This is a genomic window from Aquimarina penaris (genome assembly GCF_040786285.1).
Lineage (GTDB): Bacteria > Bacteroidota > Bacteroidia > Flavobacteriales > Flavobacteriaceae > Aquimarina.
In genome coordinates, this window is sequence record NZ_JBFMKQ010000003.1 from 115,927 (window position 1) to 135,135 (window position 19,209).

Here is a 19,209-nt window from a genome sequence, read left to right on the forward strand (position 1 = left end):
GTGAAACCATCTATTGTATTATGATTTCATGATGGAAAAGAAGAGTTTTTTACCTATTTTTTCTTTACTGACAATAGCTCCCAAAGCATTGTTGAACGTGTTATATTAGTTGATTTTCAGTTGTTAACAAAAAATATTTTTCGTATTATTGCCTTCCTGAATCTTAACATTATTTTATGAAAATAAAGTTACTCCTACTTTTGTGGTGCTTAAGTTTTAATTCTTTTTATCTAGCTGCTAGTGAAAAGGATTCTTTGTCTGTAAGAAAAACTAATCCTGTAAAAGAAGAAAAAACTACTTCTTCTACCTCAGAATTTGTTCATTTCCCCGAATTAGATAAGAAATTTCCAATTCAAAAATCTATTAATATTGTTTCTGCACCAGAATTTACTTTTGGTAACATCCGCAAAGAATTTCCGGCTGCAACAGCTATTACAGATTCAAAGGAAGAAGCCGAAGCAGGATTCAAAAAAATTGATAGTGCCGATAGTTGGATTTCTTCATTCGGTACCGAAGATATGCAATCTCTTCCTGTAGGAGTTAAACATAAGTTAGGAGAAGTAGAGTATCAACTGGGTATTACTAAAGCAGTATTTACTAAAGAATATACAGAGCTTACGGCTTTTGTGAAAGTTATCCTTCCTCAATCCAAAGAAGATGGGTTGCCAATAGAACTTTTTTTTGGAGCAAATAACGTTAAGCTTTCTCATCAGGGAGGTCTTATGGGGGATACTAGCCTTGTATTGCTTGGAGATATGTTTATCCCTTTTAACGGGGGTAATTGGTTATTGATTCTTAAAGGAGGATTTGATTATAAAACAGGAGATACGCAAAACAAAACTTTTGTCACCATTAACTGCGATGGTGTAAAAGAAATGGGAATTGAAGGCGAAGTGCAGTTTTCTCGTAGTATGGTGGTTCCGGTTGATGAAACCGGTAAACTTCTTCCAGAAACTCGAGAGTATAAAGGAGCACTTAAAGAAACAATTCAAATACCCAATCGTGTTTCAGGAACTTTTAAAGCAGTTGCTTCAGATTGGAATGATCTTATTGTTGAAATAGGGCTTTCTCCTTTTGTATTAGCCAGTCAGCCAGACAAGTTTATGTTTTCTGTAAATCAGGCAGTGTTTGATTTTAGTGATTTAAGAACCGAAAACGTCAATTTCCCTCAGCATTATCATGATAATGGATTGTTATTACCTAGTCCAGAAACTTGGCGAGGAGTTTATGTTCAATCTCTAAAAGTAGGTTTGCCACAAGAATTTAAAACGGAAGAAAGTATTCCTACTAAGAAACGGGTTACTTTTGAAGCCGCTAATCTCTTAATAGATAGCTATGGTGTTTCGGGATATTTTTCTGCAGAAAATTTAATTCCGCTGAAATCAGGAAGAACTTCAGAAAAAAAATCCTGGGCATACTCTGTAGATAAAATCGGCATTGAACTAGCATCTAATAAACTTGTCGGAGCAAGATTTGAAGGACAAGTATTACTTCCGATTTCGGATAAAGGAGATAAAAACGGAACCACTGCCGAAGGCGAAGATGGTAGAATGGGATTAGGATATAAAGGTATCATTTCTGAAGATGAATACGGACTCGTAGTGTCTACAATGGATACCTTAAGTTTTAATGTGTTTAAAGCAAAAGCAGAGTTATTGCCAAATTCTTCGGTAGAACTTATGGTGATTGAGGGTAATTTTCGACCTAAGGCGGTACTAAATGGTCGTATGGCTATTTCGGCCAGTCAAAAAGAATCTTTAGAGAATGAAGGACAAGAATATACTACAGGTGAAGGTAAAGATGCAAAAAAAGAAACCGTCCAGTTTAAAGGAATAGAATTTCAGAATCTAGTATTGCAAACCACATCGCCGGTAATATCTGTTGACTATTTTGGATATAAAGATGAAGTGAAACTTGCAAATTTCCCGGTTTCTATTGCAAATATCGCTTTTACCTCTAATGAATATGAGGCCGGTATCGAATTTGACCTTATGGTCAATCTTATGGGTAAAGAAAGTAAAGGTTTTGCTGCAGATGCTCGTTTAGGAATCTTCGGAAAGTTTGAAGAAGTAAATTATAAACAACGGTGGAAGTATGATCGCTTAGATTTATCTAGGATCAATATCGAAGCCAACATGGGGGCAATTGAGCTTAAAGGAGGATTGGAACTCATGGATGATGATCCTATATATGGAGATGGTTTTTCTGCTGAGATAGAAGGTACTTTTGGGAGCTTTGGACCAATTACATGTAAGGCTATTTTTGGTAGAAATGAATTTAGATACTGGTACGTAGACGCAGCTGTTCATGGGTTAAAAATACAAGCTGGTCCATTACAAATTTCTGGTTTTGCAGGTGGCGCATTTTATAAAATGACGAGAAGACCTGATGCAGGACCCGATTTTTCTCCTTCCGGACTTTCTTATGTGCCAAATGCAAAATCAAGTCTGGGAGTTAAAGCAATGATCTTTGGTGCAATTCCTGATGAAACGGCAATAGCCGTAGGTGCTGGGTTTGAAATAGAATTTAATAATCGAGGAGGAGTAAATAGATTAGGTTTCTTTGGTGAAGCTCAAGTCATGAAAGCTTTCGATTTTCCTAACCCTTTAGGTAAGCTTACCGATAAGCTTAGCGGAATGGTAAATAATGAAATGCTCAAAGGTGTCATGGATAGTACAGTAGGTAAGAACCTTTTAGACAAGGCTACCGAAGAGTATGAACCTGAGGTTGTGGGTGAAGCTGCAATTAGTGCCAAATTAGCAATGGAATTAGATTTTGTTAATAAGTCATTCCATGCCACTCTTGATGTATATATCACAGTGGCAGGAGGGATCATACAAGGAAGAGCTTCAAAAGGTCGAGCAGGATGGGGAGTAGTTCATATATCACCAGAGGAATGGTATGTACACATGGGTACTCCTACAGATAGATTAGGAATAAAGATCGGAGTGGGTGGTTTTTCTATGGAAACAGGAGGGTATTTTATGGCCGGACATCGTATACCAGGGAGTCCACCACCACCACCAGAAGTTGCAGAAATATTAGGTGTTGATGCAGAAGAACTCGATTATATGCGTGATTTAAATGCATTAGGCGAAGGAAAAGGATTTGCCTTTGGTGCAGATTTTAAGATAGATACAGGTGATTTAAGATTCTTGATGCTGTATGCAAGTTTTAAAATGGGGGTTGGTTTTGATATCATGTTAAAAGATTATGGGTCAGCTCGTTGTAAAGGAAGTAGTGATGAGATCGGTGTTAATGGGTGGTATGCTAATGGTCAATCATATGCATATATGCAGGGAGAGCTCGGAATTAATATAAAATTATTCTTTCTAAAAAAGAAAATCCCTATTATCAAAGGAGGAGCCGCAATTTTATTGCAAGCAAAAGGACCTAATCCATTCTGGATGCGCGGATATGCAGGTGGATACTATGATTTATTAGGAGGACTGGTGAAAGGAAGTTTTAGATTTAAAATTACTATTGGTAAAGAATGCGAATTGGAAAATACAGCTCCGCTTGGAGGTATTAAAATGATTACCGATGTCACTCCAAAAGACGGAAGTAATAAAGTAGATGTTTTTGCTGCACCACAGGCTGCATTTGCAATGAGAGTTAATGAGCCTATTGTAATCCCTGAGGATAGTGGTGATAATATATATAAGGTGATTCTTGAAAGGTTTAATGTTACAGATGAAGCCGGAAAAGAAATTATAGGAGAATTAGAATGGGGGTATATGAATGATCGTGCTACATTTATTTCTGATGATATTTTACCTCCGGAAACTAAGCTAAAGGTTGCCGTCGAAGTGAGTTTTCAACAAAAGATTAATGGTAGCTTTGTAACTATTCTGGAAGATGGAAAAAAAGCTGTAGAAATTGAAGAAAGAAACTTTACTACAGGTACAGCTCCTAATTTTATTCCATTACATAACATCCAATACTCATACCCTGTTGTAGACCAAAAGTTATTTTATCCAGGAGAATATGATAAAGGATATATACAACTTTTAAGAGGACAAGATTATCTTTTTGACAATGCACAATGGAAAAGTACTGTTAAGTATATTGATGATAATGGTAAAATCGGAAAATCGGATTTTAACTATAGTAATGCTGATAATAAAGTAAATTATAAACTTCCCAAGGTGAATAAAGAAACTGGTTATTTAATGACTATTGTGAGTTCTACAAAATCATCAGGTGATTCTGGAGGTGATCAAACGACAACAGATACCCAGGATTATGGAGATGATAATACCATGCAGGTTCGAAAAAATAAAGCAGAAAATGTTCTGAAAGAAGGAGAAATTGAACGACTTTCTTATGAGTTTAAATCGAGTAAACATAGAACATTTAGGGATAAAATAAATACAATGTCTGTAAGAGATTATAGTGTTGGTAAAATCACCTCAGATGTTATATTCTTATTCAATACAACATCTTCATATGAAGGATTCGATTTAGTAGAATTAAGAGGTAGTAAACATTCGGATAACATTCCTTTAGTATCACAAGAAGCAATCTTAACAGATACTTATTTTACTCAGGATATTAACCCAATAATATATAATAATTATCCAATTGCAGGTAAGTACGCAATTACAAGTAGAGAGGTTGATTTATTAGGAGCTCCTCCAAAAAGAGCGTTGCCTATAGAAAGCGATTATATAACCAGTTTAGAAGAAGATGTTAATATAAATTTAATACAAACTCATTTTCCTTACAGGTATAATCTGGCAAGAATCTATAAAGAAGATTTTGTTGATTTACGAGATCAAGTCTATAGTGATTTTACTAGTGGTAAAATAAATGCACAACATCCGGCTATGTCCTTGACTAATGCAGATTACTATTTCATGAGATATGGTAAGTACAGAATAAAACTTAAGTATATGTTACCTGGAGGGATTTCAGGATCAGAAGCTAATGTTGATTTTAAAAACACTTTAAAGTTTAGATAATGCGTAAGATTTTATTTTTATTTATAGCATCCTTATCTATCATTAATGGTAATGTTTATTCTCAGGAGTCTGTGGTTGTGGTGCCATCAATTAAAGTGGTAACAAGAGTTGCATCTGGTGAAGTAAAACTTCGATGGGCGGTTACAAATCCATCATCTTGGACTAAAGCAAATAAATACGGATATATAATAGAAAGGTTTACCGTTAAAAGAGGAGGTCAACAATTAGATACTCCAGAAAGAAAACTTTTAACAAGTAATCCGATACTTCCTAAACCTGTAGCAGACTGGGAGAAGGTTATAGAAAATAATAATTATGCTGCTATTCTTGCACAAGCATTATATGGAGAAACTTTTGTAGTGGAAGAAACAGAAGGTGCATTGGCGCAAATTATTAATAAGGCAAAAGAAATCGAACAAAGGTTCTCTTTTGCATTGTTTGCTGCAGATATGAATTTTGAAGCCGCTGTTTTGGGAGGTTTAGGGTTTGTTGATACTACTATAAATGAAAATGAAACCTATTTTTATAAAATAAAAACTGCGATACCCGAAGAACTCTTAAAAGTAAAAGAAGGTACTGTCCTAGTAGAATCTAATAAGATTAGTGAATTGCCACAACCAATAGATCTTATAGCTATTGGTGATGATAGAAATATTTTGTTGACGTGGGAATATAAAATGTTTAAATCCATATTTACATCTTATTATGTAGAACGTTCTGAAGATGGAACGAATTTTAAACGTTTAGGAGATACTCCTCTGGTTAATCTTAATGATAAACCTAATCATCCAGCAGAACGTATGTACTATGTAGATACGTTGTCGCAAAATAATAAGAAGTACTATTATAGAGTAAGGGGGATTTCTCCTTTTGGAGAAGAAAGCCCAACTTCGAAAGTGGTTTCTGCTGAAGGGATTAAAAAACTAGAGGCTGTACCGCACATTTCTAGACATAATTATGATAAATCTGGAGGATTTATTATCCTGTGGGAGTTTTTAAAAGAAGCCGAAAAAGAAATTCTAGGATTCGAACTTAATTGGGCACCACAAGAAAAAGGTCCATATAAGGTAGTGAAAACGGGGATTCCTCCTAATGCCCGAAAAATTGAATATAAAGACCCAGAACCGTCGAACTATTTTACGATTACAGCCCTTGGAAAAGGAAATCAGAAAACAACCTCATTAAGTGCATTTGCGCAAACAATTGATTCTATACCTCCTGCAAAACCAATTGGTTTGATTGGAGTTGTAGATTCTCTGGGAGTTGTAAAATTAAAATGGGAAGCCAATACAGAAAAAGATATGTTAGGGTATCGTGTATTTAGAGGTAATTTGAGCAAAGAAGAATTAGCACAGATAACCATATCCCCAATTGAAGAAACTGTATTTACCGACACAGTGCAGGTTAAGTCATTGAATACTAAAGTTTTCTATCAGGTTGTGGCAGTTGATCAACGATTTAATATGTCTGATTATTCTGATAAATTGGCACTAAAGAAGCCCGATGTAGTACCACCTTCATCACCAATTTTTTCTGATTATAAAGTAAAGAAAGAAGGTGTTTTTATACAATGGATTAATAGTACTAGTGATGATGTACAATATCATAAATTATATAGACAAACTGCGACCGAAGCCGATAAAGGATGGTTGTTGATACAACAAACAGATACTATATCAAGGTTTACAGACAGTGAAGTAGAAGCAGGTAATAAATATAGATATGCAATTTTTGCAGAAGACGAATCAGGATTAACCTCTTTACCATCGACACCATTAAGTTTGACTGTTCAAGGACTAGGACCAACACGTGTGGTTAAAAATTTCACGGCATTTGCTGATAGAGTTGCCTATAAAATAGATTTATCCTGGAAAATTATAGATGAAAATGTAATTGAGGTTTTAATTTATAAGAATAAAGATGGAAATAAACCAGTTTTGTGGAAACAATTACCCGCAGGAGTTAAAAAAATAACAGATAATAGTGTCAATCCAAACACGAATTATACATATCAACTAAAGGCGTTGTTAAAGACTAATGCCTATGGTAAAATAGAAATAGTTAATGTAACTTATTAATATGAAGAAGGAAATATTATTAATGGTAACCATTCTGATGACTGCCATGTCTTTTGGGCAAGGATTCTATGAAGTAAAGGTAAATGGTAATGCCATGCATTCGAGTAATGCATATTGTTCGTATTACGAGATTAAGGCTGTATTCACAAACAACGATGAGAGGATAATAGACCAAGGTTCTTTTGCAGAGGATGTAACTCTTAATATCAATGCATCCATACGAGTATCGAACCAGTACAAGGTAAAAGAAGTTCGATTTTATGCAAGACGGCATCATAAGAGAAACTGTAGAACTCCAAGTAAGCACCAAGGTGGAAAAACGGTGTTTGTTAGGTTTCCTTATGATTGTTTATATTCTACTCGAGCTGATCATGGATCAGATTTGTTTGGTGATGGTTTATGGTCGTCAAACCTTACTGTACAAGTTAACCCTTTAGTAGAGGTGTTATCTCCTGGAATAGATGATTTTTTACCTTTAGATCACAGAGTTGATCTTAACGCAACAACAGGATTTCCAGAAAGATTAAGTACATATACTTGGCAATATAGTCTCGATAGCGGACGTAATTATCAAGATTTTCCTGCTGCATTTAATGGTCGTTCTACTATTAGTGCAAGTGCTAGAGAAATTTTGGGAACTAATGCGGCGTCTCATCTAGGGAAAAAGATACAGTTTAGAATTAAGTCATGCGGAACTCGAAGATATTCTCAATTTCCTAGAACGTATACTATTGTACCCTCTGCACCTACTTTTGTAAATAAAGTAGAACAAATTACCAGTTGTTACGAAAGTGGAAATGGAAGCGTACGTTTTACTTTTTCGAGACCTTTGATTCCTGGAGAGAAACTCGCAATATTACCCCAAACGGGAAGTGCAACTTTTACATCCAGTGGTGATCTCTCCGAATTACAAACCAACCCTAATACAGGTGTTAAGGATAGTTATACTATTGAGAATTTATCTCCTGGAAATTATGAAGCTACTGTTCTAGGATTTTATGGTAGATTTAATACCTATACCTTAGATCCTGCCCATTCATCTACGTTTACCATCGGGCGACCTACTGTTGTTGAATATGATGTAACAGAGTTTATTAACTCTAGATGTAATGATGGTGATTTAGATGAAAATAATAACAATGATGGAGAAATATTGATTACTGCAAAAGGGGGAGCCCTGGGAGTATATCAATTTTCATACAGAATAGTAGGTGAAACTTTTTCTAATTGGCAAAATTTTAGTAGCGCTACAGAACATCGTATTATCGATTTAAAGCCTGCAGATTACGAAATTAAGGTAAAGAAGAAAGTTAGAAATGGAACCGAGGATTGTATTGCCTATGTGTTAAATGCCAGTCAGGTGCCTACATCTGTAGTTAAAATAGTACCAATCACTATAACAGAACCGACAGAACCTTTGCAAATAGAGTATACCTTACTTAATGAACCAAGAGCTTTTGGTTTCGAGGACGGTAGAATTAGTGCTAGAGTCTTTGGTGGTACTGCTCAGAGTGATGGTACATATAAATTTAAATGGCGTAATGAGTCTGGTCAAGAATTAAATACAATTAACGCAGAAGTTTTACCAGGTAATCAAGGATATCAATTAATACTTCATTCTGTAGGTGCAGGAAAGTACTATTTGGATGTTTGGGATGATAAATATGATGATGCAAAATATAAAACCGGATGTTTTGAGATTAATTCAGAATTTACACTTGATCAACCGGACCCATTAGAGGTAAAAATAGAAATTCTTAATGAAGTCTCTTGTAATCGACTAAATCAGTATAATGATGGAAGAGATTTTAATGACCCATTGGGAGTGTTTGATCAATTTCAAGATGGAGCATTAATAGCATATGCAAAAGGTGGAGTAGCTTATGATATCGCGAACCCTGATTTTAGTCAGGATTTTCCTGTAAATGCTAACGGAGACCTGTTACCTTACTATTTTTCATGGAAAAAGTTCGTTGGAGGAGTATGGATAGACCTTGGAATTAATAATGATGTTATAGAAAATGTTAGCGAAGGTACCTTTGCTCTTAATATTGAAGATAAGAATGGAATTGTTTTAGGAACATACCTTCCGATAAGCACTCCAGATGGACAAGAATATGTACTGGATGAGGCGATCGATGTCGAGAAATATTTACCACAACCTGATGTACTCGAAGTTTCTTTTACAAAAACCGTAATAAGTTGTGCAGAAGGTAATGATGCTATGGCGACTGCTTTTGTAAAAGGGGGTACAGCGCCTTATACATATAGATGGAGTAATGGAGCAAAAGACACGCCAAGTATAGAAAATCTTTTTGCTGGGACGTATATATTATATGTAGAAGATGCAAAAGGTTGTCAACTCGAAGGCAGTGTTGTTATAGAACAACCTAACGGATTAGTTATAGATCCAGAAGTGAAATTTCCAACGTGTTTTGAAGGGAGCGATGGGGTAATCGAAGTAACTATAACAGGAGGAGTAAAACCATACGAATATAAGTGGAATACAGGCAGTACTTCTAATAAGATATCCGGATTGACCAAAGGCAATTATATCATAGAAATTACCGATAGTAAAAAATGTAAAGCTTTTAAGGAAATAGTGTTAGAAGATCCAGATCCTATTATTGTCGATATGGAAGAAAAAAGGTCACTTTGTGCAGATCAAACCTTAAACCTGGACATTGCAATAGATGACCCGTCGGCTACATATTCTTGGAGTTCTGATAATGGGTTTACAAGTACTGATAGTGCTATTGAGATAGTAAAAGCTGGTAGATATACTGCTACAATAACCAGTGGTTTGGGGTGTATAGGGATAGGCGATATTGTAGTCGAAGTTTTTGATACAGCAATTGATGCCGACTTTTTGATTACCACTCAAGCATATACCGGAGAAGATATTATTTTGGTAAATGTAAGTGAGCCTATGGGCGAACGTATAGAATGGACTATACCCGAAGGGATTGATGTTGTTTCAAAAAGTAATGAGGAACTAATATTACGATTTGCCGAAGAAGGAGCCTATGATATTAATTTGAGATCATACCAAATGGATTGTTATGAAGATTATACCAAAACTATTTTGGTTCAACCTGCAATCGAAGCTCCAGAATTAAATACCACTCAAGGAGAGTTTATCGAAGAGTTTATAATATATCCTAACCCAAGTGAAGGAACGTTTAAAACAAAAATAGCCCTTGCAGAAAATTCTAATATTAAAGTTAAAATAATTGATCTTATGTCTGGTAAAACAGTTCATGAGAGAGAAGAGACAAATAGTTTAGATTTCTTACTCGATTATTCGATGTCTATGTCTACAGGGGTATATCTAATGTTATTGGAAACACCTAATGGATCTTCTAAAACTTTGAAATTAGTATTTGAATAAAAACAACTTGATAATTATATAGTAGAGTAGATTAGAAAGAAGATGGTTAGAAATTTGAATGTAGATCAGCCCTAAATGAAGAAAATAGTATACATATTATCAATATTTAGCTTTTTAAATTGTGCCAAAGAGGAAGCTGTTCCCGTTTTTGCAGATTTCGAATTTGAAGTATTCAATGATGATTTCTCAATTCCGGTTCAAGTGGTTTTCTTCAATAGAACCGAAGGTGGTGAAGATTACGAATGGAGCTTCGAAGGTGGTGTGCCATCTCGTTCGGTAGAACGAAATCCAGGAGTAATTCAATATAACGAAAAAGGAGTGTACTCTATAGAACTTACTGCAAGTAATCAGGATGGTTCTGTTGATACCAAAGTGTTAGAAATACAGATAGATGATCCGGTTATTATTGATTTCGAAATCACCAACCTTATTGATAACTTCTCTCCTGCAAGTTTTACATTTCAGAATAACTCTATGGGAGCAGATAGCTATAGCTGGACATTCGAGGGTGGGACACCAGCTTCTTCGAATGAACAAAACCCCGGAGAAGTAGTCTTTATAGAACCTGGAGAACATACAATACGATTAGAGATTAGTAATGGTCGGGAGACTTATGATCTCGAAAAAATCATTAACGTTGCCCCGTTTTTGATTGCTGGTTTTGATAGCGAAGTAGCTTTTGTAGATGACGATTTTCAAATACCTGTTCGTATTCAATTTCAAAATAATTCTATAAGCGCAACATCATACGATTGGAGTTTCGAAGGAGGAACGCCTAGAGTGTCAACAGAAGAAAATCCAGAAGTCATATTTACAGAAACCGGAGTTAAAACTGTTACGTTTAGAGCATCTAACGGAAAGGATACTAAAACAATTACACAACAATTCAATTTTTTTGCGAATACTAATTTAAGAGAATTAAAAGATATTCGACTAGGTATTAATACAGCGCATTCAATGAATACTGTAGGAAGTTTTTATAGTGTTAATGACCGTAAAGTATATACTAAAGAAGAGATTACCTCTACACCTACATTAGGTGAAGGTGTGGATCTTGTCTTTTTTGGTTTAGACGATACGTTTGAACGTAACCGATTTGTAAGCCCAGATAAGATAGCTTCTGATGCTGTTGTATTCGAATCATTACAAAATCCAAAGACTACGATCTTTATTAATTCTCAAGAGTTATGTAATTGTTCTGCTTCATTAACATCAACACAGTTCGATGCAATGCAAACAGATGCTTTACTTAAAAACCTTACTATAGAAGAAACTCCGGGTGGATTACAGGCTTTTGATGATATGACGGTTCCAAGAATTGTCTTATTTCAAATGCAAGATGGTAGAAAAGGAGCTGTTAAAATAAAGAACTTTGTTGCAGACGGACAGAATTCTTATATATCGGTAGATATAAAAGCTCAAAAGGAACCAAATTAAAATAAAATTAGCTCACTAATTTTGAATAAAGAAAAATGACATTATGCTAAAAAAAGTTACATTTTATTTTTTACATATATTATTTCTGTTTTCATTAACAGTAAACGCACAGGTTTTTCCTGTTAATGTTACGCCGCAGGTTATACCTCCATATAGCTTAAAATTATCTGAGTATGGTTCTTCAACATCAGAGAAGTTATTGCTTAATTTATTACTTACCGATATCACAGAATCTAATCGCCAGGTTCGGTTAAAATTTTATTTAGAAAATAATGCAGGTTTATCAGTACAAAGTAGTGATGTGGTTATTGGTGCCAGCCCAATTTTTTTGGATGGAGGAGTTCCTTTGCGATTAAGTAATATTGATTTGCGCCCTTATTTTGAGCTTCAAAATTTGCGAGGGATTAATCCACGACAATATAGTGTACCTTTAAAAGAAGGATTATATAAGTTTTGTTACGAGGTGTATGATGGTTTGTCGGGCCGTCAAATTTCTCGTAAGAGTTGTACAGCAGTATACCTAGTACTTAATGATCCACCCTTTTTAAATACACCAAAACGAGGAGAGCAGGTGTTGTTACGTAATCCTCAGAACATTGTTTTCGATTGGACCCCTCGTCATCTTAATGCCACCAATGTAGAATATGAGTTTACGATATCAGAACTTTGGGATACCCAAATGGATCCCCAGGCAGGTTTTCTGGCAAGTCGTCCATTATATCAAACAACTACCAGAGCCACTACTTTATTATATGGTCCTGCAGAGCCGCAATTACTAAATGATAAAATGTATGGATGGCGTGTTCGCGCAATAGTTAGTGATGGGATCAGTGAAACCTCGGTATTTAAAAATGATGGATTTAGTGAGATTAATCATTTTACATATACAGGTAGCTGTGCAGAGCCAGCTTATGTTTTAGCCGAAGCAAAGAATCCTACTACAGAGAAAATTCTTTGGCAAGGAGAAGGCCATATTCGTTATAATGTAGAATATCGTAAGAAAGATGCAGATAATAGTATTTGGTTTGAAGGAGGTACGATTAACGAATACACCAGTATTTATAATCTGGAGCCTGGTACTACGTATGAATTTAGAGTAGGAGGGCAGTGTTTAGATAATGGCCCGTTTACCTATTCGCAGATTTATGAGTTTACGACCACTTTGACCGTAGACGAGGAATCTACTTATAATTGTGGGATTACCCCAGAGATTGTGATCAATAACCAGGATCCATTAGAATTTATGGGTGCTAATGAAACGTTTACAGCAGGAGATTTTCCAGTTACCGTGCGTGAAGTAAATGGTAGAGACGGTACTTTTTCGGGATGGGGATTTATTGTTGTTCCTTATTTGCAAGATACCAAAATCAAGGTGAGTTTTGATAACATTAAAATTAATACAGATTATCAATTGCTTGATGGTGTTGTAGTTACAGACTACGATGAAGATTGGGGTGGTATGGGGTCTGTAAATGAGTTAGGAGAACTTTTTGAAGGTGATAATGATCTTAAAGAAATTGACCTAAATTTTGATATCACAATAGACGACATTACTGTAAATGAAGATGGAAGTATTACCGTTACCCACCCTGTTAGTGGCGTCACCACAGATTATCCAGCCGGTGATGATGTTGTCATTAGAGATACTAATAATGACGGAACAAGTGATACGTTTCATATAGATGAAGAAGGTAATATTAGAGAAGGAGATCCTATAGCAGATGGTGGAGGGGTTGATTCCGAAAACACACCGGGTGTTGATAAAGACGGAAACGTTTCTCAACTTACAGCAAAAGGTGTCAAAATAACATTTATAAAAAGCGATAGCTATACGTATGGATTTGATGAAATACCTGCTGGGCAAGAAAGTGAATTAGGGAAGCATTATGAGATTATAAAAGATGCAGATGGTAAACCATACAATATCATTAATAAGGCTGTTGCTAACGGTGGTATAGATGTACTTAAAGGAAAAGTTGAAATTTCTGATAGTAAGATTTCAATGGATAGTTTAGTGATCAAAACTGCCAGAGGTGAGGTGCTAGCCCACAAATACGATGCTACAAAAAAAGAAATTACAATAGACTTGAAAGGGTATTATTCTTTTGAGCATGAAAATATTTATGCAATTCTAAAGCCAATGAAAGCTTCAGAAAAACAGGCTGTTGCAGGACTGTTTTCTTTATGGCACTTGGCAAAGAAAGATGTTAATGTAACTATAATCCCTGTAGAAGGGGCATCCTTACCAAGCGAATCTGATCTTCGTTCTAAGATCAATAAAATATTTGGTAAAGCCTCTGTAAATGTGAATATTACTTTAGCCAATACATTTAGGGTAGATGCATCTTTGTATGGTGATGATACTATAGAGATCGGCGAGAGTGGTGTATTTGCTAACTATACCAATGATCAACAGGCGATCATCAAGGATTATAAATCAAAAGGTTCTACATCATTAGAGGCATATTATTTATTTGTTTTTGGTAATAATATCAAACCAAGCCGAGCTATAGGTGGATTTATGCCGATCAAAAGACAGTTTGGGTTTATATTTAGTGGTAACCTGTCTACAGAAGAAGAAGGTAAAAACAGCCTTGCAGGAACGATTTCTCATGAACTAGGTCACGGGATCTTTGGTTTAGAACATCCATTTACAGAATTGGGTACCACAGAAAAAGCTACCAAATGGTTAATGGATTACGGAGATGGTACACTATTATCACATTTAGATTGGTCACAAATTCATAATCCAGACTTTAAATTCTATCTATTTCAGGATGATGAAGATGGTGAGAAAGCTACAGTTTCGAATATGGAATTATTGGAACCTTTTCAAAACGAAGATGGTTCTTTCACATTCATTTCAATGTCTGGCAAACCAATATCATTACCTTCAAATACTTCTTCTGTAACATTTAGTTCAGGTGATGATTTAAATTTAGATAATTGTAAAGATGAATTCAGAATAGAACCATTTGGATCATTAAAAGGTTTTATAATTGATAATGTGAAATATTCTTTTTGTGCATCTTGTAATAGTTCTAATTTTGCTGGATATTTTAAACAGGGTACGGGTTGCGATTCTTCAAGTAAATATATAGATACCCTTTCAAATCAAAACAATAAAAATGCTCTTGCTGGTTTACCATGTGTTAAGGATAATGCAGTGATTTTTAAAGTGCTACAATTAGATAATTACTTTAAAGATTTTGATTTTAACAGTATAACTTCATCATATAACGGAAGTGGAGAATTAAAGCCTTATGATTATATATTAGAAGATTTTAATACTGTCTCTGATGATCAACTTGTTTATTTGCCAGCGGATTTTGATCCTAAATTTGATCAGGATGTAGTTGATTTTTTAGCTTCTGAATTTTGCTTTTGCGGTGAAAATGATTTTGTAGCGACTGCCTATGGATTTGTGTATGCAACTCAATTACAAAAAAACAAAGAATACTTAGGATGTTTTAAAACTGGTGTGCCTTTATTTTTTTACGATGAAAATACAGATACCGATAAATTTCATTTTGCTGTTGTTAAAGAATGGCAAGAAAAAAATATCAATGGTTTTACTACATTAAAAAATAATATTGAAAAATTCAAAAAGCTAAAAAGTACTTTTTCAGCGAGTAGTGATCAATTTGCATTACACGACTTCCTCATGCGGTATGTGCCTGAACAAATTTCACAATCAAATGTAAATTCGTATAAACTTCGTTGGGGTACTACATACTGGGAATCTGGAGTCGTATTGGATAAAATACAAAATATAACAGGTTCACAGCTACAAAGACAATATGATGACATTTTTTGTTTATGGGAAAATATTTCTATGGACGATAGGTTGTATGCAATAAATCAGATTTCAGCAACTAATAGAGGAAATGATAGAAGCGAAGAAATTCTTTTGTATCTCGTTGTTAACGAGAAAGATGTAAGTACTATGATATCTGAACTTGAGAAGGAAAATTATAAATTATTCTGGAAGGTTTGGAGTGAATTAGATGCAGAACAAAGAGGTGTCTTAATCAGTTATTTAAATACAAAATTGATTACTGCAACTACAAAGAATGCGGGAAAAGTAGCTTATGAAACATACAAAGAAAATTGCGAAAATGCCATTGGTGCCGATTGTGATTTAAATGAATATAAAATTCTTCCATTATGGAGGGCCAATGCCTTAAATGTTGTTGATTTTTCTTTCGATCTTGGACCAGGAGGTTTAGCTCATGAATTTGATTACTCTCTAGAAACTTCAGAAAGTGGTGGAAATGTAAGTATAGACGCCAGTACAAATTATATTAATTTCAATGAGATTGAAGATTATTGGACGTATTTCTTAACAAGTGGTACGAGTTTATTTAACTCAGATGTAGCTCCGTTTAAGCCAATTGTCTTGGTTATTAGAGAAGACATCAAATTAGATGGGAAAGTCATCCTAAAGAAAGATCAAATAGCAACTGTTCCTGCTATATTTCTTCATTGGTTAGATTCTTCGATAGATAAAGAACAAAATCAAGTTATTATTAGAGTGGCAGCAGATGGTTTGATTGTAGCAAGTATTTTGGCTACAGGTGGTGCTACTACGCCTTTGTTAACATTAGATTTAATAGTGTTTGGGACGGATTTTGTTTTTCAAATTGCTAACGAATCTTCTGATAATATTGATCCTGAAATTGAAAAGGTTTGGAATTCAATTTACAATTTTTATAATATTGCTAATATACCACGAGCTGTTGTAGCAACGGCCGGTGCTGCTAAAGGTTTTATATCCTTTGTAAAAAACACTTCTACAGCTGCTAAATGGAATAAGATCGTTGTTAGCCCACAATATATTGATGACTATGTTAATCAATTTAAAAATTTATCAGAAACAGAAAGAGCGGCTAAAATTGCTAGTGAAATAGCTCTTTTAGATAATATAATCTTGGCTTTAAGAAATACACCAAGAATCAGTAGAACTGCATATATACCACCAACATTGTATAGAAATATGATTTCTGCACGATTAAAATTAGCAAACATACAGTTTAATGCTACTGGTATTACAATGGGGGTTGAAGCTTCAGCAACTTCATTTTTACCTTATTTAAAAGTTGCTAATGGAGGTGTATCTACAGCAGTTGCTAATGTTACTAATGCTTCTAGTACTGCAGCAAAACTATCATTACAATCTGTAAGGTGGTTGCCGGCAACTATTGCCGTAGAAAACACAGGTATTGTAGGGCAAATAAAAAATATAAGCTATAGTGATCCAAGTGGTGCTTCAAAAGTTGGTACGCTGGATATCATAAAAGATAAGAGAAATCCGGGACAGTTCTATCTTAAATCTACTTCAACAACAAGTAATGCTGGAGGTAGTTCGGTTACGGTTACAGGCGATTATAAGACTCATGAATTTGACCAAATACAAATACTTGGTAAAGAACTTGGGGGTGGTTCCATTCATTTCCCTAATTCGCAACAGGGAATAGAAGGGGTTTTTATAACTATTAATGGAGAGAAAATACCGGTTTCTCTGAAAGAAGTTAAACCAGAGTATAAACCAGATGGAGCAAAAAATGTTTTTAGGGAAATAAAAGACAACGAAAAATCGATTCTTGAAGGTTATCAAAAAGGAGATGAGTTAATAACACAATATGTTAAATTTAATGATCAGGCAAATACCTATATCAGATGTGATGTAAAAACTTTTACCGCTGATGAAATATTAGCATATTATAATAGTTTACCTGTTGATCGTAGACCTTTTGTTTTTGGTGATAAAAGAAAAGTTTTTAAGGAGATTAAGATCATAGGCAAAAATGGTAAAGAAATTTTATTTAAAAACTATAAGCTTGTAGGAGGTCAAAGCGAAGCAACTCATGTATTTGATAAGTTTTCTGATATAACCAAAAGAGTTAAGGATTTAGGAATCTCGAATAACGGGAAAAAGTTTTATGATGATTTTGCAAACGCTTCTACCTCTGTTGTTGAAAAAATTGGCAAAGAGCCTAATTATGTAGATGCCTGGAAAGCATTAGATGATATTGGGGTAAGCGAATCTATAAGAAAGAATATTGATGACCTAGAAGCAGTAGTAACACATATCAAAGCAATTGGAGGGTATAATAAATGGAAGCTCACTAATTCAGGGAAATCAAATAAGTTATGGACTCAAGTAACCGAATCTAATACTATTTATAGTGTTGAATATATTGGTGGAGCGAAAGAAGGAGTAGCAAAAACATTTTTAACCGATGGAGTATTAGAGTTTGATATTAATATACCGGTCTTCTTACAAAAACAAGGAGTCTCTTCTGCGATTATTGAAAAAGCATTATCTTCTAATACCACTAATATTATAAAAGAAGAATGGACAACCTCCGCCAGATACCCTGGAGGAGAAGCTGCTGGTTTAACTATTTTTAAACAGAAAGTTTCGGGGGGTATGGATCCTAAAAAGGCTGTTTTTGAAACACCGACTGGAAAAATCTATAAAAGAAATGGTTTTGATGCCGAACCCGAAATCATAACTAATAAACCAGATGAAGTTGTTGTTAATTTTAAGCGAACTTCGTCTAGTAGCATCTATTCAGATTCAAATGTTGAAAAACATGTCAATAGAATAATTGATAGCTGGTCCAATTCACAAAAAGCACTTTTTGATGAAGCAATAGAAACAACCCTTCTTGATAAGATTAATATTGCCAAAGCCTCTACAACCTATTCTAAGCAAGAACGTGTATCTTATGAGGTGATGGATTGGGCAAGAACCACTCTTTTTCCTGGTAACAATGGATGGGCAAATTTTGCTCAATCAGTTGAAAGGAAAGAATTTTTTAAAGATTGGAGGTTTGTTTTTTTTATGAACAAATCCAATCCCCCAATTAATATTTCTCTAGGAGTTCGTAGTTCATCTCTTAAATCCTATGCAGATAAGTTATATAGCACTAGTTTTAGTGATTTTTATACAAGAGGTTTTATATCCACAGAAGGAATAACGCTAATGACAGATATTGAAGATTGGTTGAAGTTAGTTGCTCAATCCATAAAAAAATCTCATGATCGAGGAGGTAAAATATTTTTTCATACAGATGACTTAACTGATTTTAAAGCTTTATATGACACAAGTAGTGAGTTTTTTAAAGGAGGAACCATTACAGAATTAAGATATTTGGTAGATAATGGACTTGTAGATAAAAGATTAGTTGAATTTAGACTTGGAGAAGAGTCGTTATCTGCTCCTAAATTGAAAGAAATTGAGGAAGCCATTGAAAACTATAAACAACTGATCATTGATAATCCTGAAATGGGATCTTTTAAAGGGATGTTTAATATAAACTATTAATTAATC

At 34.6% G+C, this 19,209-nt stretch carries 5 protein-coding genes; all 5 read left to right on the forward strand.

Annotated elements, in window-relative coordinates; all coding sequences use genetic code 11:
- The first annotated feature begins 176 nt into the window (after nt 1–176).
- The gene (locus ABW637_RS14365; protein WP_367585405.1) at nt 177–4,964 is read left to right on the forward strand and encodes a hypothetical protein; all 4,788 of its coding nucleotides are present in this window, start codon (nt 177–179) and stop codon (nt 4,962–4,964) included.
- Entirely contained in the window at nt 4,964–7,042 is a 2,079-nt protein-coding gene (locus ABW637_RS14370) for a fibronectin type III domain-containing protein (protein ID WP_367585406.1), read from the forward strand. The genes ABW637_RS14365 and ABW637_RS14370 overlap by 1 nt, the downstream gene beginning before the upstream one ends.
- A 1-nt stretch (nt 7,043) precedes the next feature.
- The gene (locus ABW637_RS14375; protein ID WP_367585407.1) at nt 7,044–10,433 is read left to right on the forward strand and encodes a T9SS type A sorting domain-containing protein; all 3,390 of its coding nucleotides are present in this window, start codon (nt 7,044–7,046) and stop codon (nt 10,431–10,433) included.
- Between the two features lie 75 nt (nt 10,434–10,508).
- The gene (locus ABW637_RS14380) at nt 10,509–11,870 is read left to right on the forward strand and encodes a PKD domain-containing protein (RefSeq protein WP_367585408.1); all 1,362 of its coding nucleotides are present in this window, start codon (nt 10,509–10,511) and stop codon (nt 11,868–11,870) included.
- Between the two features lie 43 nt (nt 11,871–11,913).
- The gene (locus tag ABW637_RS14385) at nt 11,914–19,203 is read left to right on the forward strand and encodes a hypothetical protein (RefSeq protein WP_367585409.1); all 7,290 of its coding nucleotides are present in this window, start codon (nt 11,914–11,916) and stop codon (nt 19,201–19,203) included.
- Nucleotides 19,204–19,209 lie beyond the last annotated feature (6 nt).

Excerpts from the sequence above, each read along its gene's own strand:
- ABW637_RS14365 (WP_367585405.1), top strand. The coding sequence starts at position 177 with ATGAAAATAAAGTTACTCCTACTTTTGTGGTGCTTAAGTTTTAATTCT.
- ABW637_RS14370 (WP_367585406.1), top strand. The coding sequence starts at position 4,964 with ATGCGTAAGATTTTATTTTTATTTATAGCATCCTTATCTATCATTAAT.
- ABW637_RS14375 (WP_367585407.1), top strand. The coding sequence starts at position 7,044 with ATGAAGAAGGAAATATTATTAATGGTAACCATTCTGATGACTGCCATG.
- ABW637_RS14380 (WP_367585408.1), top strand. The coding sequence starts at position 10,509 with ATGAAGAAAATAGTATACATATTATCAATATTTAGCTTTTTAAATTGT.
- ABW637_RS14385 (WP_367585409.1), top strand. The coding sequence starts at position 11,914 with ATGCTAAAAAAAGTTACATTTTATTTTTTACATATATTATTTCTGTTT.